This window comes from Stappia sp. P2PMeth1, from assembly GCF_900185735.1.
Taxonomy (GTDB): Bacteria; Pseudomonadota; Alphaproteobacteria; order Rhizobiales; family Stappiaceae; genus Stappia.
The window spans coordinates 81,088-100,934 of the sequence record NZ_FYAW01000011.1 but is presented as its reverse complement, the minus strand read 5'-3'; the positions used below and the strand labels follow the sequence as shown (position 1 = coordinate 100,934).

General features: G+C 65.1%; 18 protein-coding genes. 7 read left to right on the top strand and 11 right to left on the bottom strand.

Annotated elements, in window-relative coordinates; all coding sequences use genetic code 11:
* Nucleotides 1–147: 147 nt before the first annotated feature.
* From P2PM1_RS06350 to P2PM1_RS06325, 6 genes are all read right to left on the bottom strand, one after another.
* Nucleotides 148–1,116, bottom strand: coding sequence for a heparan-alpha-glucosaminide N-acetyltransferase (locus tag P2PM1_RS06350; protein WP_186398540.1), 969 nt, complete (start codon nucleotides 1,114–1,116; stop codon nucleotides 148–150).
* A 37-nt stretch (nucleotides 1,117–1,153) separates the two neighbouring features.
* Nucleotides 1,154–2,104, bottom strand: coding sequence for a DMT family transporter (locus P2PM1_RS06345; protein ID WP_186398539.1), 951 nt, complete (start codon nucleotides 2,102–2,104; stop codon nucleotides 1,154–1,156).
* A gap of 58 nt (nucleotides 2,105–2,162) precedes the next feature.
* Nucleotides 2,163–2,321: a hypothetical protein gene (locus P2PM1_RS06340; protein WP_186387255.1), complete on the bottom strand. Its 159-nt coding sequence runs from the start codon at nucleotides 2,319–2,321 to the stop codon at nucleotides 2,163–2,165.
* A gap of 130 nt (nucleotides 2,322–2,451) precedes the next feature.
* Nucleotides 2,452–2,865: a DUF3775 domain-containing protein gene (locus P2PM1_RS06335; RefSeq protein WP_186398538.1), complete on the bottom strand. Its 414-nt coding sequence runs from the start codon at nucleotides 2,863–2,865 to the stop codon at nucleotides 2,452–2,454.
* Nucleotides 2,866–3,142: 277 nt separating this feature from the next.
* Nucleotides 3,143–3,358 (bottom strand): hypothetical protein, encoded by a 216-nt coding sequence (locus tag P2PM1_RS06330; protein ID WP_186398537.1) that lies wholly within the window; start codon nucleotides 3,356–3,358, stop codon nucleotides 3,143–3,145.
* The gene (locus tag P2PM1_RS06325; RefSeq protein ID WP_186387258.1) at nucleotides 3,358–3,624 is read right to left on the bottom strand and encodes a hypothetical protein; all 267 of its coding nucleotides are present in this window, start codon (nucleotides 3,622–3,624) and stop codon (nucleotides 3,358–3,360) included. Before P2PM1_RS06325 ends, P2PM1_RS06330 begins: the two co-directional genes overlap by 1 nt.
* Nucleotides 3,625–3,978: 354 nt before the next feature.
* Here P2PM1_RS06325 and P2PM1_RS06320 point away from each other — a divergent pair, with 354 nt between their 5' ends.
* The 6 genes from P2PM1_RS06320 to msrP all read left to right on the top strand — a co-directional run bounded on the left by P2PM1_RS06320 (nucleotide 3,979) and on the right by msrP (nucleotide 12,826).
* Nucleotides 3,979–5,001 carry a PAS domain-containing protein gene (locus P2PM1_RS06320; protein ID WP_186387259.1) on the top strand — a complete coding sequence of 341 codons (1,023 nt, stop codon included), beginning with the start codon at nucleotides 3,979–3,981 and terminating at the stop codon, nucleotides 4,999–5,001.
* Nucleotides 5,002–5,211: 210 nt separating this feature from the next.
* On the top strand, nucleotides 5,212–6,411 hold the full coding sequence (locus tag P2PM1_RS06315; RefSeq protein WP_186394466.1) for a pyridoxal phosphate-dependent aminotransferase: 1,200 nt from the start codon (nucleotides 5,212–5,214) through the stop codon (nucleotides 6,409–6,411).
* Nucleotides 6,412–6,838: 427 nt separating this feature from the next.
* Nucleotides 6,839–8,908 (top strand): elongation factor G, encoded by a 2,070-nt coding sequence (locus tag P2PM1_RS06310; RefSeq protein WP_186387261.1) that lies wholly within the window; start codon nucleotides 6,839–6,841, stop codon nucleotides 8,906–8,908.
* A 140-nt stretch (nucleotides 8,909–9,048) separates the two neighbouring features.
* Nucleotides 9,049–10,185 carry a PQQ-dependent sugar dehydrogenase gene (locus tag P2PM1_RS06305; protein ID WP_244301427.1) on the top strand — a complete coding sequence of 379 codons (1,137 nt, stop codon included), beginning with the start codon at nucleotides 9,049–9,051 and terminating at the stop codon, nucleotides 10,183–10,185.
* Between the two features lie 144 nt (nucleotides 10,186–10,329).
* A complete protein-coding gene (locus P2PM1_RS06300; RefSeq protein ID WP_186398536.1) occupies nucleotides 10,330–11,715 on the top strand; it encodes a DHA2 family efflux MFS transporter permease subunit in 1,386 nt (461 codons plus the stop codon).
* A gap of 148 nt (nucleotides 11,716–11,863) precedes the next feature.
* Nucleotides 11,864–12,826 carry a protein-methionine-sulfoxide reductase catalytic subunit MsrP gene (gene msrP / locus P2PM1_RS06295; RefSeq protein ID WP_186398535.1) on the top strand — a complete coding sequence of 321 codons (963 nt, stop codon included), beginning with the start codon at nucleotides 11,864–11,866 and terminating at the stop codon, nucleotides 12,824–12,826.
* A 573-nt stretch (nucleotides 12,827–13,399) separates the two neighbouring features.
* Here the strand turns inward: msrP and P2PM1_RS06290 are convergent.
* The 3 genes from P2PM1_RS06290 to P2PM1_RS06280 form a co-directional block, all read right to left on the bottom strand.
* Nucleotides 13,400–14,296, bottom strand: coding sequence for a LysR family transcriptional regulator (locus P2PM1_RS06290; protein ID WP_186387265.1), 897 nt, complete (start codon nucleotides 14,294–14,296; stop codon nucleotides 13,400–13,402).
* A gap of 62 nt (nucleotides 14,297–14,358) precedes the next feature.
* Nucleotides 14,359–15,324: a thioredoxin-disulfide reductase gene (gene trxB / locus P2PM1_RS06285; RefSeq protein WP_186398534.1), complete on the bottom strand. Its 966-nt coding sequence runs from the start codon at nucleotides 15,322–15,324 to the stop codon at nucleotides 14,359–14,361.
* 34 nt (nucleotides 15,325–15,358) lie between these two features.
* Nucleotides 15,359–16,369, bottom strand: a complete 1,011-nt coding sequence (locus tag P2PM1_RS06280; RefSeq protein WP_186398533.1) for a mitochondrial fission ELM1 family protein — start codon at nucleotides 16,367–16,369, stop codon at nucleotides 15,359–15,361.
* A gap of 223 nt (nucleotides 16,370–16,592) precedes the next feature.
* Here P2PM1_RS06280 and P2PM1_RS06275 point away from each other — a divergent pair, with 223 nt between their 5' ends.
* Nucleotides 16,593–17,063 carry an Lrp/AsnC family transcriptional regulator gene (locus P2PM1_RS06275; RefSeq protein WP_186387268.1) on the top strand — a complete coding sequence of 157 codons (471 nt, stop codon included), beginning with the start codon at nucleotides 16,593–16,595 and terminating at the stop codon, nucleotides 17,061–17,063.
* A gap of 89 nt (nucleotides 17,064–17,152) precedes the next feature.
* Here the strand turns inward: P2PM1_RS06275 and P2PM1_RS06270 are convergent, their stop codons facing one another.
* On the bottom strand, nucleotides 17,153–17,413 hold the full coding sequence (locus tag P2PM1_RS06270) for a hypothetical protein (protein WP_186398532.1): 261 nt from the start codon (nucleotides 17,411–17,413) through the stop codon (nucleotides 17,153–17,155).
* Between the two features lie 56 nt (nucleotides 17,414–17,469).
* Nucleotides 17,470–18,939 (bottom strand): ATP-dependent endonuclease, encoded by a 1,470-nt coding sequence (locus P2PM1_RS06265; RefSeq protein WP_186398531.1) that lies wholly within the window; start codon nucleotides 18,937–18,939, stop codon nucleotides 17,470–17,472.
* Between the last annotated feature and the right edge of the window lie 908 nt (nucleotides 18,940–19,847).

Here is a 19,847-nt window from a genome sequence, read left to right as displayed (position 1 = left end):
GGCGGCCGGTCGGTGGCATCCCGCCGGTCGGATCGTGCCTGTGCCGTCATGTCTGTGGTGGTCCCTGCTCGCCTCGTGACTGTAGCATGAGAATGCGTTTGCACGGTGGGCCGCGAAGTGACCTGTGTCACGTTCCGGTGAGGGCCGCTACTGCGCCTGGTCGCGGCACAGGCGGTAGCGTTCGGCCAGCCGGTCGTTGAGCGCGGCATCGTCGGGGCGGGCGAGCAGCGCCGCCCAGGTGCCGTCGGCCTGCAGCGCCTCGACGGTGCAGGAGCAGGTGCTGCGGCAGGCGGCTTCCTCGCCGGTGAGGGTGCAGCTCTGGACGCATTGCTCGACAAAGGTCGCGGCGGCGCGGTCGGGCGTCAGTCCGAGACTGGCCGCCGTCCACACCAGGCCGAAAAGGATCGGCTGGTGCAAGAGATAGACGAGCAGCGAGTGGCGGCCGGCAAGCGCGGCGAGACGGGCGGGCGCCCCCCGCGCGGTCCAGTGCGACAGCCGTGCGAAGACACCGGTGGCAAGCCCCACGCGCGCCGCGACGATGCCTGCGAAGATCGGCGCGATCCACGGCAGCAGCGGCACATAGTCGACCGACAGAGGCGGGGCGGCGACAAGGCCGCTCCACATCAACCAGGCATCGCCGGGAAAGCTCACGCTGACCAGGTGCGGCAGCGCCAGCGCCGCAAGGGCGAGGCCGGTCACCAGCCACAGCGGTGCGCGCAGGGCCGGCAGCGCCAGCAGCGATCCGGCGGCGATCGCGTGGAGGATGCCGAAGCGCACATACTGGTCGCCGAGCGCCGCATAGGTGGCCAGGCTGATGGCGGCGGCGGCCAGCGCGATCCGCCCCGCCCGCCAAAGGGCATGGCGGGGGGGCAGGCCCTCGCGATAGGCCAGCGCCAGGCCGACGCCGACCAGGAACAGGAAGCTTGCGGCGATGGCCATGGCGAAGGCCCGCCAGCCGACGGCCGAATCGACCGGCCAGTCGACGACGCCGAACCATTTCAGGTCCCAGGAGAAGTGATAGACGGCCATCGTCGCGAGCGCGAGCCCGCGCGCCGCGTCCAGGGCGTCGATCCGTCCGGGGGAGCGGCCTGCGGGGGGCGGGACGATGTCGGTCACGGCAGTTCGTCTCCTGTGCGACGGTCGGGCCGTTTCCTCAGGCGGAGGTCGCCGGCTCCGGTTTGGCGGCAGCGGTCGGCGCAAGGGTGGGTGCGGCAGGCGCTGCCCGCCGCGGGCGGGCAAGCATCGGCACCAACTGGACGGCGAGGATCGCGGCGAAGATCAGCGCACAGCCTGCAAGCCCCGTCGGTCCCAGCCGCTCGCCCAGCAGCAGCGCGCCGAACAGGGCGGCGAACAGCGCCTCGGAAGACAGCAGGATCGCGGCATCGGCCGCCCGTGTCCAGCGCTGGCCGATGGCCTGCAGGGTGAAGGCGAGGCCGCCGGAGACGAGGCCCGTGTAGAGCAGCTCTGGCCAGGCCGCGAGCACGGCCGCAAGGCTCACCGGCTCCAGCAGCAGGCCGGGGATAATCGCCGCCGTTCCCACCACGGCGAACTGCCAGACCGACAGCAGCACGGGCCGGGCGCAGTGGCGCACGACGCTGCCGATCAGCCCGACATGCAGGGCGCAGAAGACCGCGCAGACCAGCATCAGCAGATCGCCGGTGGTGAGCGCGGAAAGCGCGCCGCCGCCGAGCAGGTAGATGCCGGCGAGCGTCACCAGCGAGGCCGGCCAGACAATCGGATGCGGCATTTCGCGGAAGGCTGCCAGCGCCACCAGCGGCGTCAGCACCACATAGATGCCGGTGAGAAAGCCGGCATTGGTGACGGTGGTGGTGAGCAGGCCCACCTGTTGCAGGGTGATCGCCGCGAAGAACACCAGTCCGAGCCCGGTGAAGGCCGCTGCGCTGCGCAGGTCCAGCGGCCGGTCGCGGCGCAGGCGCGCCTCGGCCAGGGCGAAGGGCAGGACGGCGAGCGCGGCCATCAGGAAGCGGAGGCCGGTAAAGGTCAGGGGGCCGAGATGCTTCATCGCCGTCGCCTGCGCGACGAAGGCGGAGCCCCAGATCAGGGCGGTCAGAAGCAGGAGGGAATTGGCAAGGGTGCGGCTCATCAGCTTGCGCTATCGGAAAGCGGAGCCCCCTGCAAGCGGGTTGATCCGACGCGCGAAATCAGCCGTTGGGGAAGGCGTAGCAGATGATCAGGGTCAGCAGCAGGGCGGCGCTGGTCACGCGCAGGGCGATGGGCCAGGGAGAGGGCTTGGCGCTCGTCAGCATGTCGGCATAGGCACCGGCTTTTTCGTCGTTCTGGCTGCGATCCGTGAAGCTCATGCGGTGTCTCCGACCTGTTTTCGCGCCATCGGAGAGTTAACCGTCATGGTTAACAATCTGTAAACCCCCCGGTGGCGCGGCAGGCACGGATATCCAGAGAAAAGGCTGGCGCCTGTGGAGCGGGTCGACCCTAGAGGTCGAGAGCGTCCAACCCCGCCTCCAGGTGATCGGCAAGAAGTGGCATTCCGATCAGATACTTGGCGGTTGATCCAAGGGCACGTTCGCGCGCATCCTCGACAGCCTGGTCGAAGTCGTCCGCCTCGTAGTCGCCGCGGCCGATCCAGACGGTGGCGACGAGTTCGGCGGCCTCATCGACGTTAAGATCTTCGATGAGTTCCCTCAGTTCCTCGGCCGACAGGTCCTCGGTTTCTTCTTCGGCGAGGCCGTCATGGGCATGGGTGTCCTGCAGGCTGTCGACGTCGAACTCGATCTCCCGGTCGCGGCCGTCGTCATAGCCGCCGTCCAGCGCCGATGCGGATGCGGCGCGGGCCTTCTGCACCAGCATGCGCATGGTTGCCGGGGAAAGTGTCAGGTTGACCGCCATGGCTCGAACTCCGCTCCCGTCGCAAGGGGAACCGGACCCCGCCCGCACGGGCCGCGTGCGATGCACACCAGCTCGTGGCCCCGTGGGGCGCCTGTCGGCCTGCCTCCGGAATCCGTCCCTGTCAGGACCATTGCCGTTCCCCGCCGCCGGATCCTTGATCCATCGCAAGATCCGGGGCGTGGGGGGATACGGCCCGTCCCTGCAAGAGCCTACGCGCTGGCAGGGCGCTTTGCCAATGGTGGAAAGAACGAGGCCGAAAGGACGGCCGCATGCATGTTCAGCGGGAGGGGTCGGCAGGGGCGGCGGCCGAGGCCAGATCCTTGAGGGCCAGATCCTTGAGGGAGTGGGTCAGCGGCTCGCCGAACACGGTCAGCGTGCCGGCGAAGAGCAGGCCGATGCCGATGGCCGCGGCGAGCAGGAGGGCACCATGACCCTCGTCGCGGCGGTTCTGCGCGGGCATGCGGTCGGCAAGGCTGGGCGACGGGCTGCGCATCAGCGCTCTCCCCGGGCGTCGGAGCGCAGGCGGCTGCCGCTCGCCAGACCCTGCGACAGGCGCTTGCCCAGCATGGTCACCAGAACGAGCATGCTGCCGAAGGCGAGAAGCAGGACACCCATGGTCCAGTCCTCGACGAAGGAACTGCCGGAGGCACGGGCGCTGGAGGCGATCAGCAGGGCGGGGAGGGCGCCGAGCACGGCAACCGCGAGGGCATTGAATGTCCTGCCGAAGCGGGAGCGGGATGACCGGGTACTGGAACGCATGACTTATCTCCGACCAAACGGACGTGCCTGATGCTGGCAAGGTGATCGGCGAGTTGGACTTCCCCAAGCCGCCTTTCAGGCGCTTCCGGTGTCATTTCGCGGCAGAACCAAGGCAGGGCCGATCTTCGGGTTCCGGTCAATTTCGAGCTTCGGCTTTACCGAATCTCAGGAGCTCCCGGTCAGGATGGAAACCAGACAGTTAGAGGTCCTGTGCGCGCCGGCCCCGGCTCGCCCGCAAGCAACCGGAAAAGCCAAATGGATGCAATGGAGAAGAGCGCCCGCCCGCCTGAGGTTGGAGACCCGGACGGCGAGGCTGTCGTGCGGCCGGTGCCCGGCGCAAGCGGGGCGCCGGCAATGTCGATCGCTGGCCTGTCGTTCTTCATGGTCGATATCCAGGCCAAGCGGGTCGTCTGGCTGGAGCCGCGCTCGCTCGATTTCGAACACCGCTCGGGACTGAACGAGGCGTCGCTGTCGACGGCCATGCGCCACATGGCCCAGAACGACCAGAAACAGATCCTCGGGCTGATCCAGCAGGCGGTGAAAGGCGGATCCGCCGGGCCGATCGAACTCGGCGGCGACGATCTCGGCGCCGGCCTGTCGCTGGTCGCGATGCGCTATCAGGCGGAGGGCGGGCGCACGTTCGTCATCGCGGTCTCCGGCTCGGAGGTCGAGGACGAGGCCAACGGGACGGCGGTGCGCGGTGTCGCGCCGCTGATCCGGCATCTGGTGGAGGACAGCGAGAAGTCGGTGCTCGTCGTCGACAGCTTCGGCTACCTGCGCTACGCCAACGATGCCTTCAACAAACTGTTCGAGATCCCCGACGCCTCGCTGTGCATCGGTCGCAACATTGCGCATATCCCCAACCGGGTCGGCAAGACGCTGGCCTCGGTGGTGCTGACGGCGCTGGCGCGGCGCGCGCCGATGGACGGCAGCAAGCGGTTCTTCCTGGCGAGCGGCGATTCCTTCACGCTGAACTATGACGTGATCCCGTTCCGCGTCTCGGCCGGGCTCGGCGGCATCGTCTTCTCGGCCACCAAGGTCAAGGAGCGCGGGGTCGACTTCCAGCAGATCTTCAATTGCGTCTATGCGCCGATGCTCGTCGTCGATGTCCGCACCCGGATGCTGGTCTCGGCAAATAACGCGGCGCGCAAGACCTTTGCCGTGACCGAGCAACTGATGGAATCCGCGCCGATCACCGAGACGATGCTGCATCCCAAGACCTTCGTCACGCTGGTCGATCACGCCCGCAAGGGCGGCAACACGCCGCTGCAGGCGACCGTGAGCGGCTTCGACGGAGTGACGCGCAGCAAGCGCATGCGCGTGATGCTGATCGAGAGCGGGCCGACGCATTACCTGCTGATCGAGACCAAGCACTAGCTTACGCCGGGCCGCGTGGCCCGGCTGCGTTCGCAACGGCCGACGGGATAGATGGCAAAGCGATCCTCGGGGCGCGCCGGGTCGTTGTCTTGCGCGCAAAACCTTGGCCGTGCGCACCATCTTCCCTTGCGTGGCCGGGGTGCGGGAAGTAGTCTCCCGCGCGCTTTCAATCCCTGCCTTATCGGGCAATTGCCTCATCGGGAGAGCATCATGGGCTTCATTGCCGACGCACTTTCGCGCGTCAAACCGTCCGCTACCATCGCCGTGACCAACAAGGCTCGCGAACTCAAGGCCGCCGGGCGCGACGTCATTGGCCTCGGCGCGGGCGAGCCCGATTTCGACACGCCGGAGAACATCAAGGCGGCGGCGATCGCCGCGATCACCGAGGGCAAGACGAAATACACGGCCGTCGACGGTATCCCCGAGCTGAAGGCGGCGATCTGCGCCAAGTTCAGCCGTGAGAACGGCCTGACCTACGAGCCCTCGCAGATCACCGTCGGTACCGGGGGTAAGCAGGTGCTGTACAACGCGCTGATCGCCACCATCAATCCGGGCGACGAGGTGATCGTTCCGACGCCGTACTGGGTTAGCTACCCGGACATGGTGCTGCTGGCCGGCGGCGAGCCGGTGATCGTCGAGGCCGACAAGTCGACCTTCAAGATCACCGCCGAGGCGCTGGAGGCGGCGATAACGCCGAAGACCAAGTGGTTCATCTTCAACTCGCCGTCGAACCCGTCGGGCGCCGCCTATACCCGTGACGAGCTCAAGGCGCTGACCGACGTGCTGCTGCGGCACCCGCATGTCTGGGTGATGTCGGACGACATGTACGAGCACCTCGTCTATGACGGCTTCGAGTTCACCTCGCCGGCCCAGGTCGAGCCCAAGCTCTACGACCGCACCCTGACGGTGAACGGCGTTTCCAAGGCCTATGCCATGACCGGCTGGCGCATCGGCTATGCCGGCGGCCCGGTCGAGCTGATCAAGGCGATGGCCAAGGTGCAGTCCCAGTCGACCTCCAACCCGAGCTCCATCGCCCAGTGGGCGGCGGTCGAGGCGCTGAACGGTCCGCAGGACTTCATTGCGGCCAACAACGAGGTGTTCAAGGCCCGCCGCGATCTCGTCGTGTCGATGCTGAACCAGGCCAAGGGGCTGACCTGCCCGATGCCGGAAGGGGCGTTCTACGTCTTTCCGTCCTGCGCCGGCACGATCGGCAAGACCGCGCCGTCCGGCAAGGTGATCGAGACCGACGAGGACTTCGTCACCGAACTGCTGGAGGCCGAGGGCGTCGCCGTCGTCCAGGGCTCGGCCTTCGGCCTCGGCCCCAACTTCCGCATCTCCTACGCGACCTCCACCGAGGCGCTGGAGGAGGCCTGCACCCGCATCCAGCGCTTCTGCGGCAATCTCGCGTAAACGCCGCGACGGATTGTCCCGCGTCCTGCGGCCGGCGGCAGCAATGCCGCCGGCCGCTGCCGTTTCCGGGACCCTGGCCTGCCGCAGCTTGCCGCAGTGCGGTACAGGTTTCCCTTGCGTTCATCGCGATTTCGGCGCGACGATAAGTGTCCGCCCGCTGTCGGCGGGCGGCGGTGCCGGTGCGCGGTGCCGCTAGTCACCCGAATCTGAAGTTCGTCACATTTCTCGGCATGCTCTGAACGAACTTCAGATTCAAAAGGGTGACTAACAAGTCTATGTTTCTAGTGTGGTTTTCGAACTTGAAATACGCTCACCGGCACGCTGCAAAAATGAGGCGTATTTCAAATTCACCACACTAGGTCAGCCGCGCCCGGCTCCTCCTGACAACACGCGGCCCTGCGGGGCCGACGGGAGAAGGAGACGCGACATGGGCGCAGACAGGGTGAATGGCGGTGCAGCCGGCGGCAGAGAAACCGGGCCCCGGTGCATCGGGATCTTCGGGCCGTTCGGCAGCGGCAAGACGACGTTGCTGGAAGCAGTGCTCGCCCGCACGGGGGCCATAGCCAGGCAGGGATCGGTCGGAGCCGGCAACACGGTCGGGGACGGCGCGCCGGAAGCGCGCGGCCATGCCATGAGCGTCGAGGTCAACGCCGCCGAGGCGGAGTATCTCGGCGACCGCTTCACCTTTCTCGATTGCCCCGGCGCGATCGATTTTCTCGGCGACATGACCGGCGTCCTGCCGGGGATCGACCTTGCGGTGGTCGTGGCGGAGGCCGACGAGAAGAAGGTCGCGGCCTTGCAGGTTATCCTCAAGCATCTGGAGGATCGCGGCATTCCGCGCCTGCTCTTCCTCAACAAGATCGACAAGACCGGCTCGCGGCTGCGCGACGTGCTGGCGATGTTGCAGCCGGCTTCGGCCGTGCCCTTGGTGCTGCGCCAGATCCCGATCTGGAACGAGGGCATTGCCACCGGCTTCATCGATCTGGCGCTCGAGCGCGCCTATGTCTATCGCGAACACGCCGAAAGCCAGGTCATCGACATTCCCAACGAGGCGATGGCGCGGGAAGTGGAGGCGCGCTTCTCCATGCTGGAGACGCTCGCCGACCATGACGACGTCCTGATGGAATCGCTGCTGGAGGACATCGCGCCGGAGCGCGAGCGGATCTTCGCCGACATCAGCACCGAGATGCGGGACGGGCTGATCTGCCCGGTGCTGTTCGGCTCGGCCGAACATGGCAACGGCGTCGGCCGGCTGCTCAAGACGCTGCGTCACGACGCGCCGGGCGTTGCCGCCACCCGCGCCCGCCTCGGTCTGGAGGAGACCGACGGTCCGGTGGTGCAGATCCTCAAGACCGTCCATACGCTGCATGCGGGCAAGCTCTCCATCGCCCGGCTGCTGTCGGGCCGGCTCGCCGATGCCGACACGCTGACCCGGCCCGACGGCGAGCAGGTGCGCATCTCCGGCTTCTACCGGGTGATGGGCCAGCAGGCGGTCAAGCGGCCACCGGCGGAGGCCGGCGACACGGTCGGGCTCGGCAAGCTCGACGGCGTCAGGACCGGCGACACGCTGGGGGGAACAGCCCCGGCGCCGCAACTCGCCCCGCTGAGCGTGTCGGCGCCGGTTCTGGGCCTTGCCATCTCTCCGCGCGAGCGACGCGACGAGGTCAAGCTGTCGGCGGCGCTCACCAAGCTGTGCGAGGAGGATCCGGCACTCGTCGTCACCCAGGCGCAGGACACCAGTGAAACCCGTCTCGACGGCCAGGGCGAGATGCATCTGCGGGTGGCGCTGGAGCGGCTGACCGGCAAATACGGGCTGACGGTGGAGACGGGGGAGGCGGCGATCCCCTATCGCGAGACGATCCGCGCCGGCGCGTCCGTGCGCGCCCGTCACAAGAAGCAGTCGGGCGGCCACGGCCAGTTCGGCGATGTCGCCATCGAGATCCGCCCGCTTGCGCGCGGCGAGGGCTTCGTCTTCACCGATACGATCACCGGCGGCGTGGTCCCCAAGCAGTACATCCCTTCGGTGCGGGCGGGGGTCGAGGAAGCCTTGAAGACCGGCACGCTCGGTTTTCCGACGGTCGATATCGCCGTGACGCTGACCGACGGCTCCTATCACAGCGTCGATTCCTCGGACCAGGCGTTCCGCATGGCGGCGATCCAGGCGATGCGCGAGGGACTGCCGGAGTGCCGGCCGGTGCTGCTGGAGCCGATCCACCAGGTGACCATCGCCTGCCCCAGCGAGGCGACGGCGCGGATCAACGCCATCGTCTCGGCGCGGCGCGGCCAGTTGCTCGGCTTCGATGCAAGGCCGGGCTGGAGCGGCTGGGACGAGGTCCGCGCCCTGATGCCCGAAAGCGAGCTCTCCGGCCTGATCGTCGAGCTGCGCTCGGCGACGGCGGGGGTTGCCACCTATTCGAGCTGCTTCGACCATCTGGCGGAACTGACCGGCAAGGCCGCTGATCAGGTTCTGGCCCGGCACGGCCGCCAGGCGGCGTGACGGGACCGTCCGGGACCACACGGGACGGCGCGGCACCCGCCGCGCCGCGCCCGGCCGCCGCTTGCAGATGCCCGCTTGGCGTTTGCCATTCTCCCTGTGCACCCTAGCTAACCCCGGGGCCACTGCTAGGGGAGGATTCCTTGCGCTCAGCACTCACCGTCATGGCAGGCAGCGCGGTTCTTGTCGCCGCCTGCGCCAGCGTTTCCGCCCAATCGGTGCACAGGGCCGGCGATGTCAGCTTCTCCGTGACCCGCATTGTTGCCGGCCTGTCTCACCCCTGGGGGTTCGACTTCCTTCCCGACGGCTCCGTGCTGGTCAACGAGGTGGGCGGGCGCATGCTGCTGGTCTCGCCCGACGGGGAGAGGCGGGTCGAGGTCGCCGGCGTGCCGCAGGTGCGCGCCTCGGGGCAGGGCGGGTTGCTCGACCTCGTCGTGGCATCCGATTTCTCCGAGAGCGGCACGGTCTATCTCACCTATTCCGAACCGGGAGAGGGCGGGGCGGGAACGGCCGCCGCCCGTGCCCGTCTGGTCGTCGAGGGGGAGGCGGCACGGCTGGAAGACGTCACGGTTCTGGCGAGCATGAACCGCAAGACCTCCGGCGGGCGGCATTTCGGCGCGCGCATCGTGCCGGCGCCCGACGGCACGCTCTTCGTCACCCTCGGCGATCGCGGCGAGGACGAGCGGGCACAGGATCCGCGCGACCATGCCGGCTCCGTGCTGCGGATCGCCGCCAACGGATCGATCCCGGCCGACAATCCGTTTGCCGGCGGCGGTCGGGCGCTGCCCGAGATCTGGTCCACCGGCCATCGCAACATCCAGGGCGCGGCCATCGAGCCCGGCACCGGCGTTCTGTGGACCGTCGAGCATGGCGCGCGCGGCGGCGACGAGATCAACATTCCGCAAGCCGGCAAGAATTACGGCTGGCCGGTGATTTCCTATGGCCGCCACTATTCCGGCGCGCGGATCGGCGTCGGGACCCATGCGGAGGGCTATGAGCAGCCGGTGCATTACTGGGATCCGTCGATCGCCCCTTCCGGCATGGCCTTCTACACCGGCGATGCGGTGCCGCAATGGCGCGGCGACCTGTTCGTCGGGGCGCTGAAGGACCAGTTGATCGCCCGGCTGACGGTCGAGAACGGCCAGGTGACCGCGGAGGAACGGCTCATCGTCGGCGCCTATGGCCGCATTCGCACCCTGCGCAACGGCCCGGACGGTGCCCTGTGGTTCTCCACCGACGAGGGCGAGGGCGGGGTCTACCGGATTTCCGGCGCGCCCTGATCGACTGCGCAAGACGGGACCGGGCAGCGTCGGCGGCGCTGCCCGGTGCTGCGGCTTTTGCCGTTTCGCCATTTGCAGCCCTCCGCTTTCGGGCTATTGAGAGGGGCGGCCCTCCCTCCCGCGCCGCGCCTGCCCCCGGACATCATGAATACCGTCCCGCTCATCATCGCCTTTGCGTTCTTCATGGAGATGATGGATTCCACCGTCATCGCCACGTCGCTGCCGGTGATCGCCGCGGATCTGGGCACCAGCCCGATCGCGCTGAAACTGGCGCTGACCTCTTATCTGGTGGCGCTCGGCATCTTCATCCCGGTCAGCGGCTGGATGGCCGACACGTTCGGCGCCAAGCGCGTCTTCCGCTGGGCGATCGTCGTCTTCGTCATCGGTTCGCTCGCCTGCGCCTTCTCCGACTCGCTGCTGACCTTCGTGCTGTCGCGCTTCCTGCAGGGCATGGGCGGCTCGATGATGGTGCCGGTCGGCCGCCTCATCCTGGTCAGGACCTTCCAGAAGAAGGACCTGCTGCATGCGATGACCCTGATGACGATCCCCGGGCTGATCGGCCCGATGGCCGGCCCGCCGATCGGCGGGTTTCTCACCACCTATCTGTCCTGGCACTGGATCTTCATCATCAACGTGCCGATCGGGCTGGCCGGCATCTGGCTCTGCGGGATCTACCTGCCGGAGATCCCGCAGCGCGAGACCTCGCGGCTCGACTGGACCGGCTTCCTGCTGACGGGCACGGCGGCGGCCGGCATCGTCTTCGGCCTGTCGGTGATCAGCCTGCCGGCGCTGCCGCCGGCCGTCGGCCTTGTGACCACCGTCGTCGGCCTTGCCGCCCTTGCCGCCTATCTCGCCCATGCCCGCCGGCGGGACAACCCGATCCTCGATCCCGCCCTGCTGCGCAACCGCGCCTTCGGCCTGACCCTGATCGGCACCAACATCTTCCGCATCTCGTCGGGCTCGATGCCCTTCCTGATGCCGCTGATGCTGCAGACGGGCTTTGGCTACAATGCCTTCCAATCCGGCCTCATCACCTTCACCGGGGCCTTCGGCGCCATCTCGATGAAGTTCATCGTCAAGCGGGCGCTCGCCGCGCTCGGCTTCCGCACGGCGATGGTGATCGCCTCGCTCGGCGGCGCCCTGCTGTCCTTCGCCATGGCCGGCTTCGCGCCGGGAACCCCGGTGTGGATCTTCGTGCTGGTGCTCTATGGCGCCGGCCTGACCCGCTCGTTCCTGTTCACCGCCTCCAACGGGCTGATGTTCACCAGCGTCGACGACGGCGAGGCGAGCCAGGCGACGGCGCTCAGTTCGGTGTTCCAGCAGGTCTCGCTGGCGCTGGGCGTGGCGCTGGCCGGCTTCGTGCTGGAGGCGACGGGCTGGGTCACCGGCGATGCGCTCGGCCTCGTCAACTTCCACATCGCCTTCGCGGTGGCGGGGGCGCTGGCGCTGGTCTCCCTGCCGATCTTCGCCGTTCTGCCGGCAACCGCCGGGCAGGAGGCCTCCGGCCATCGGTTGCGCGAGTTGCCCTGAGCGGCGGCCGGCGGCGCGCTTTCACGCGCCCGGCATTTGGCGTTCAATCGCTGTTGATTTGCCGCGAAGGAGCGCGCGCGCTAGGTCAATTGGAGACCGGACGGACAATACGGGCTGGGCGATACGGGCTGGAAGAGGACGGATCACGATGAACATCATCCGCAGACGGAGCTGGGAGTTGCCGGAGCGCGAGGCGACGCCGGAGGCCGTGTTTTTCAACCGCCGCGCGGTGCTGGCCGGGCTTGGCATTGCCGGAGCTTCGATGGCCGGGGCGGGCCTGCCGAGGCCGGCTTTCGCGGAGGAGGACCCCAATGCCGGGCTCTATCCGGCGCCGCGCAACGAGGCCTACACGCTCGACCGCGAGATCACCCCGGAAAAGGTCACCTCAATCTATAACAATTTCTACGAGTTCGGCTCGCACAAGCAGATCGCCTCCGCCGCGCAGGCGCTGAAGATCCGCCCCTGGGAGGTAAAGATCGACGGGCTTTGCGACAATCCGCAGGTGCTGGATTTCGACGAGCTGATGCAGAAGGTCTCGCTGGAGGAGCGGCTCTATCGCTTCCGCTGCGTCGAGGCCTGGGCGATGGCGGTGCCGTGGACCGGCTTTCCGCTTGCCGAACTGGTGCGTCTCGCCTCGCCGAAGGCGGAGGCGAAGTACCTGCGCATGGAGACCTTCCTCGATCCCGCCACCGCCGGCGGCCAGCGGGCGTCCTGGTATCCCTGGCCCTATGTGGAGGGGGTGACCCTGGCCGAGGCCACCAACGAGCTCGCCTTCCTGGTCACCGGTGTCTACGGCAAGCCGCTCGCCAAGCAGTATGGCGCGCCGCTGCGCCTTGCCCTGCCGTGGAAATACGGCTTCAAGTCGATCAAGTCGATCGTCCGCTTCTCCTTCGTCGAGGAGCGGCCGGTGAGCTTCTGGGAGGAGGTGCAGGCGAGCGAGTACGGCTTCTGGGCCAACGTCAACCCGGAGGTCTCGCATCCGCGCTGGAGCCAGGCGCGCGAGCAGTTGCTGCCGACCGGCGAGCAGGTGCCGACCCAGCTCTTCAACGGCTATGGCGAGCAGGTCGCCCATCTCTACAAGGATCTGGAGGGCGAGAAGCTCTACATGTGAGGGGCGCGCTTCCGGCTTCCCCCGCCCTAACGCCCGAGAGGCCCGGTGCCCTGCGCCGGGCCTTTTTGCGTGCTGGCCATCGGGGCAAAAAAAATGCCGGGTCCGAAGACCCGGCAGTTATTTGATTTTGCCACATCGTGGCGAAATCACCTTCCAGAGGGGAACAGCTGGTCGCATCACGCGTCGCTGGGAGGAGGTAGCGACGAAGCAGACCAACAGCCTGTTGCTTATATGCAGTGCACAACGCGCCTATGCAAGAAGCACGCGTGCAGATCTGCTATGCAAATTCGTCATGGCTCAGCCATCTGCCTGCGAAATTCGGAGAAATCGGCGGATTTCCTGCCTGCGCCGGAGGCGTTATGCCCGCCCTCTCGGCACTGTGCTAGTCTGCCGCAGTGCGACAGGGTCAAATACGGATGAGGCCACGGCTGCCGACTGCCTTTCGGTCAGGCAGCGCCGTGCCTGCATCCCATGCAGGCAGCACGGGGGCGCGTGATGAGATCCGGCTTGCGATACCGGCGGCGGCGCGCCCGCCTCTCCCCGATGGTCGGCGGGGCGGGCGGCGGGGCGGCCTCAATAGGTCCAGCGTTCGGCCTTGGCCAGCAGGAAGTCGCGGAACACGGCGATGCGCGCGGTGTTCTTCAGCTCGGACGGGTAGACGAAATAGGTGTCGAAGCTCGGCACTTCCGCCTCGGGCAGAAGCTGCACGAGGCCGGAACTATCCTCGTTGATATAGTCCGGCAGCATGGCGATGCCGATGCCGCGCTGGACGGCGCGCTTGATCGCCACCACGTTGTTGACCCGCAGCACGCAGCGGCGGGACTCGCCCGGCGGCAGACCGGCGGTTTCCAGCCAGTTCATGTCGCGCAGATAGGGCGGAGCGTGCTCGCCGAAGGTGACGATCCGGTGGCCGTCGAGGGCGGCGACGGACTTCGGCGCACCGAAGCGCTGGATGTAGCTCGGCGCCGCATAGACGTGGAAATGCACGGTGAACAGCTTGCGCTGGATCAGGTCCGGCTGGGTCGGCTGGCGCAGGCGGATCGCCACGTCCGCCTCGCGCATGCCGAGGTCGAGCTCGTCGTCGTCGAAGATCAGCCTCAGGTCCATCTCCGGATAGAGGTCGATGAACTCGTTCAGCCGCTGGGTCAGCCAGGTCGAGCCGAGACCGACGGTGGTGGTGATCCTCAGCGCGCCGCTCGGCTTCTCGCGGCTGTCGGTCAGCCGGGCCTGCGCCGCCTCCAGCTTCATGAACACCTCGCGGGCGGTGCGGTAGAGCACCTCGCCCTGCTCGGTCAGCAGCAGGCCGCGCGCATGCCGGTGGAACAGCGGCACCTTCAGGTCGTGCTCCAGCGCGCTGACCTGCCGGCTGACCGCCGACTGGCTCATGTTCAGCATGTCGCCGGCATGTGTGAAGCTGCCGGCCTGCGCCGCCGCGTGGAAAATCCTCAGCTTGTCCCAGTCAAGCGGCACGACACCCTCTGTCTGTTCTCGTCAGTTCCAGCGATTTCGGCCGAAGCCTCCCGGCAGACAGCCTATTCGGCGGCCTGCACTTCCGCAATCTCATGTTCGGCCAGAAACCGCTCGCATTCGAGCGCGGCCATGCAGCCCATGCCGGCCGCCGTCACCGCCTGGCGGTAGATCTCGTCGGTGACGTCGCCGGCGGCGAACACGCCGGGGATCGAGGTCGCCGTGCTGTCCGGCGCGGTCCAGATATAGCCCGACGGCTTCATCTTCACCTGGTCCTTGAACAGCTCCGCCGCCGGGGCATGGCCGATGGCGACGAAGAAGCCGTCGGCGGGAATGTCGCGGGTCTCGCCCGTGTGGATGTTGCGGATGCGCGCGCCGGTCACCGCCTTCGGCATGCCGCCGCCGAGCACTTCCTCGACGACGCTGTCCCAGATCACCTCGATCTTGTCGTTGCGGGCCAGCCGCTCCTGCAGGATCCGCTCGGCGCGGAAGGAATCGCGCCGGTGCACCACGGTCACCCTGGAGGCGAGATTGGCGAGATACAGCGCCTCCTCCACGGCGGTGTTGCCGCCGCCGACCACGATCACCTCCTTGCCGCGATAGAAGAAGCCGTCGCAGGTGGCGCAGGCCGACACGCCGGCGCCCATGAACTCCTGCTCGGTTGGAATGCCCAGCCACTTGGCCTGCGCGCCGGTGGCGATCACCAGGGCGTCGCAGGTATAGGTGATGCCGCTGTCGCCGGTCAGGCGGAACGGGCGCACCGAAAGGTCGGCCGACAGAATGGTGTCATAAACGATTGTCGTGCCGACATTTTCCGCCTGCTTGCGCATCTCCTCCATCAGCCAGGGACCCTGGATCGGCTCGGCGAAGCCGGGGTAGTTCTCCACCTCGGTGGTGATGGTGAGCTGGCCGCCCGGCTGGATGCCGGTGATCAGCACCGGCTCCAGCATGGCGCGGGCCGCATAGACGGCGGCGGTGTAGCCGGCCGGACCGGAGCCGATGATCAGGAGTCTGTGGTGCTGTTCGGCCATCGCCTCGTCCTTGCCTGTTGTGCCCGGGTGCCTGTCAGCCGGACGCGAGAGCGGCGCGATGCACCGCGAATCGCCGTCGGATCGCCTCGGCGATCACCGGGGTTGAATCGATCGGCTCACAGGTAGTCACTTTAAGCGGTCCGGGAAAGGGGTGCACGGCGTTCCTTGCCGAAACCGCCCCCAGAAACGCATCGAATTTGCGGTGTCCCCCGCTCGGATGGAAAACATGCACTGCCCGCCCGCTCGCCAGCGCCTCGCCGACCATGTTGGCGCTGTCCGCCGTCACCACCACGGCGTCGGCATTGGCGAGATAATCGAGCATCGGATTGTCTCCGCGCCCGTCCCACATCAGGTGCGGGCCGTTTTGTGCCAGTCCGGCAAGCGCTTGCGCCAGGGCCGGCGGCGTGCGGCGGGAGGCGGTGATCATCAGCCCGGCGCCATCGCCTGCGAGCTGTGCCAGCCCGGCGATAAGGCGGGCGATGTCTTCCTCCGTGAAACGGTGGTTGCGGCTGTCGCCGCCGATCAGCACGGCAACGCGCGGGCGCGGCAGGGTGGCGATCTCAAGCCGGGGCGCGGCGCGTGCGGCATCAAGCCGCGCCTGCGAGAACCGGTGCGGGCCGCTTGCCGTCGCGATCACGTTGTCGCCACGCAAACTGTCGTGCTCGGGCACCCAGATCAGGTCCGCCGCCTTCGCGCCGGTGCGCGGGTCCTTCAGGAGCACGGTGAAGGTGCGTCCAAAGCTGTCGCGCTTGACGCGGGCGAGATAGGAGACCGCGCGCCGGCCCGAGGCGATGACGAGATCGGGAAAGGGCGGGGCGATCGGGCTGCCGGGGCGCAAGGGCGCCTCGCGCGGGTCGATCAGCCCGAAGCGCGGCATGACCCACGACCAGGGCGCGCGCGGCGCCACCCGGCGGCGCTCGGCCTCGATCCCCAGCGCCTCGGCCACCGCCAGGCACTGGGTCTCGTCGCCGGCCTTGCCGTCGGTCAGCACCCAGGCGGTTGCCGGTTCCTGTGCGGTTTTGCTTTCCGGATATTTCTTCGTCATGACCTGTGTTGATATAGTATTGCAGGTTTCGGCAAAGAATCATAAGTGCCCGGATGACCAGGAGGCGCGATCTGTCGGCCCCGATATGCGTCGCGCGACGCGCCCCTTGCCCGTCCGGCCGGCCCTCCCGCCTGCCGGCGGCGGGGTGGCGGCTTGCGTGGCCGCCGCACTCGGCGAAGGGGCGACGACATGTCTGTGCCAGCGATTTGTGAAGGAGACCAGCGTGAAAATTCGCCTCGACGCGATTGATTGGCACATTCTGAAAGAGCTGCAGGCGGATGGCCGCATCACCAATGTGGAGCTGGCGCGGCGCGTCGGCATTTCCGCCCCGCCGTGCCTGCGCCGCGTGCGGGCGCTGGAACAGGCCGGGCTGATCACCGGCTACCGCACCTTGCTGGACGAGAAGCAGCTCGGCTACGACGTCACCGCCTTCGCCATGGTCGGCCTGCATTCGCAGACCGAAAGCGATCTCAACGCCTTCGAGGCGAAGGTCCGGAGCTGGCCCGAGGTTCGCGAAAGCTACATGCTGTCCGGCGAGGTCGATTTCCTGCTGAAATGCGTGGTGCCGGACCTGCAGGCGTTCCAGAACTTCATCATCCGCGAACTCACCGCCACACCCAATGTCGACAGCGTCCGCACGGCCCTCACCATCCGCCAGACCAAGAACGAACCCGTGGTGCCGGTGAAGGAGTGAGGGGGCAGCCGAGCGACGAAGGCGCGGCATGGCTTGATATAAATTGATGGCAAGCCATGCTGTCGCTGGGCGTATGATGTTGCATTATTCTAATGATTTAATCTATCATATTCAATTATTTCCATAATTATATTGAATATTCGATCAAACCCGTCGAAAGCTTCTCTTGGAAGGGTGCCTACAATTACATCTGCAAAATGTGTTTTTCCATCACCTGGATCTTTGAAGTGAGTGTGATCATCTAGCTCGATTTCGATTTTATGGCCACCAAGCATGTTCGATGCTTTCTTTCGTTTTAACTCTAGTTTTATTCCATCTTCCTCTTTTTCTAAGTGTTCATCTCTGAACATGAATTCAATCGGAAGATTCGTATACTTCTCGCAATCAGCTCGGAAGGCTGGAGCCTTCAGCTGCAGAGCGTAGGCGCGTCCATGCGAGCTTTTTTGAAGGATTCTCTATTAATAACTTGATCTACAAAATTTTTATCTAATTGATATGCCCTTTTGCCTTCTTGATCGTAGTCGAATAAACCGATTACAGTATGCGGATGGTTATTTGCTATGCCCCTTAGGCGAACGGCGAGAGTCTGTGCTCCTCCGCCTGTTCCTCCACCCGCATTCTCGTCGCCTGTCTCACAGCTTCGGATCGCAAAGGGCGGCTCTCCGCCGCGACGTCGGTTCCAGGCTGTTCTTAATATTTGCGCATCTGTGCGGCCTTCTGTCAGCAGAACAGGCATCGCCACGTTGTTTATTTCCTGCATAAGGTCACTTACACGTTCTTCCGCAACCTTAGCCCGCGCTTCAATGTTGGCGATGTTTTTGAGAGCATCTGCGACTGCTGGGAGGTAAAACCCTTCGCCTATGGCCGTTTGCGGATCAAGTTTAGACAGTTCTTTTCCTTGGACTGGTTCAGATTTTCCATCTTTCTTATAAACGTAAATTTTTGCAATAGCTGCGTCGTCCAGAAGATAAAAGGAAGGGCTATGTGTGGTTATAAACACCTGAACATTGTTTTCTTTCGAGATGGACAGGAATCTCTGTGCTTCTGATTGCGATGCTACGAAATCCAGAGAATTCTCTGGTTCTTCAAAACCCCATATGTGGTAATCATAGCTATCGTTGTTGGATATAAACCTAAGCAATTCAGGAATGTGCCGGACCTTAATTCCATCTCCCCTTTGTCGTGTTAGTGATTTTGCGCTGGTCTCACCGTCGGACAGTGTTTCAAAATCCAAAGTCTGAAACAATTCAGCAAGTTGTGTTGGTGCGCCGATTTTTGTATCGCTAGAAATTTCCGTTGGTAGAGTTTGGAACATTTCTCTGGTGATATTTTGTATTTCTTTCGAAAAAACGTCGACTGCATTCAGGAAGACTTCAGAATTGGCCACCGTTTCGTGTATATTTTCCAAGAGCATTTCGAATATGTGTATATCTTTAATGGCCGGTATGTGAATGAACTTTATTTTGTTCAGAAATCTTGTGACTATATGCTTTCGACTGCTTGGAATGTGATTCGAGATCTCTTCTATATATTCGGAGCCGCGAGATACCGTCCATTGGCGCTTTACATAGAAGCGCTGACCTAGTGATCTTTGATAATTGGCTGGTGTGTTAAATGTGATTTTAACGTATAGAAATTTACGCAAATCTTCAGAATTTTCTACTTCTATCAGGCGTTGTTCTGAAAAATCAACTGAAAAATCGAACTCCTGCCAAGTTTCTGGATTTCCTGAGAAGAACAAATTTAGTGATCTGACAATATTTGACTTGCCTGAGTCATTTTTGCCAAAAATAATATTTAAATCAGATAGATCTCGCATCTTGAATTTGTAAAAACTGCGGAAGTAGGATATCTCTATTTCGTGTATTAGGTTCATTTTTTGTCTCTATATTAGAATAATTCTATCTGTCTGCGATGTGCCCCTTTTGCGGGCTGAAGCGGGGCGGCGAGCTGGTTATTAGTATTCCTAAATTCTCAAGCAGCTGCCATAAGATTTCACCTTTCGATGCCATGCAAGTCAATACAATCCAGGTGGTTGGTTTAGATGCGGGATCGGAGAGCCGAGGGCGACTGCGGCGGGGCTTCGGCAAGGGAGCCGCAAGCGCTGTGGCTCGCCGGTTCCGGGTCGCGGCTGCGCCTTGCCCGGAATGACGAAGGAGGGGCGGTGCCAGGGGGCGGCGGAAGAAGGGCGGTGCCAGGGGGCGGCGGAAGAAGGGCGGTTCCCGTAGGCGGCGGAAGAAGGGCGGTTCCCGGAGGCGCTGCAAGAAGGGGCGGCGGAAGAAGGGCGGTTCCCGTAGGCGGCGGAAGAGGCGGGGCCCGGAGGCGCTGCAAGAAGGGCCGGCAGGACGGGACCGGTGGCGAGTGCTCTTTCCTCCCACGCCGGCCGGTCGTGTGCCGCCAGACGGCGGGCGACTTTCCGCCTCGCGATGCCGCCCGCCCCGGCGGCTACTGGACGCCTGCCGCCGCAGGCGTGACAGCGGAGGGAGGGGGCGACGCCGTCCCGCCTCATGCCGGCCGCCATCCGGCGGTTATCCCCGGCGGGGGCGCCGGCTCCAGGCCGTGCTCCGCTTGCCCGAGACGACCACGGACGGGGGGACAAGGCGGGATGGGCGGAGGCGGCGCGGGCGGGGATAGCGGCAAAACGAGAGTGAGAGGGGAGTCTCGAAAATTTCGCGAAGCTGTTCGGGTTTCCGGTCTTAGGCATTTGAAATAATTGACCTAATCGAGCTGCTTTGCGCGCGCAAATTTCGATAAGAATTTTGCAAAAATCGCTCTCGAAATCCG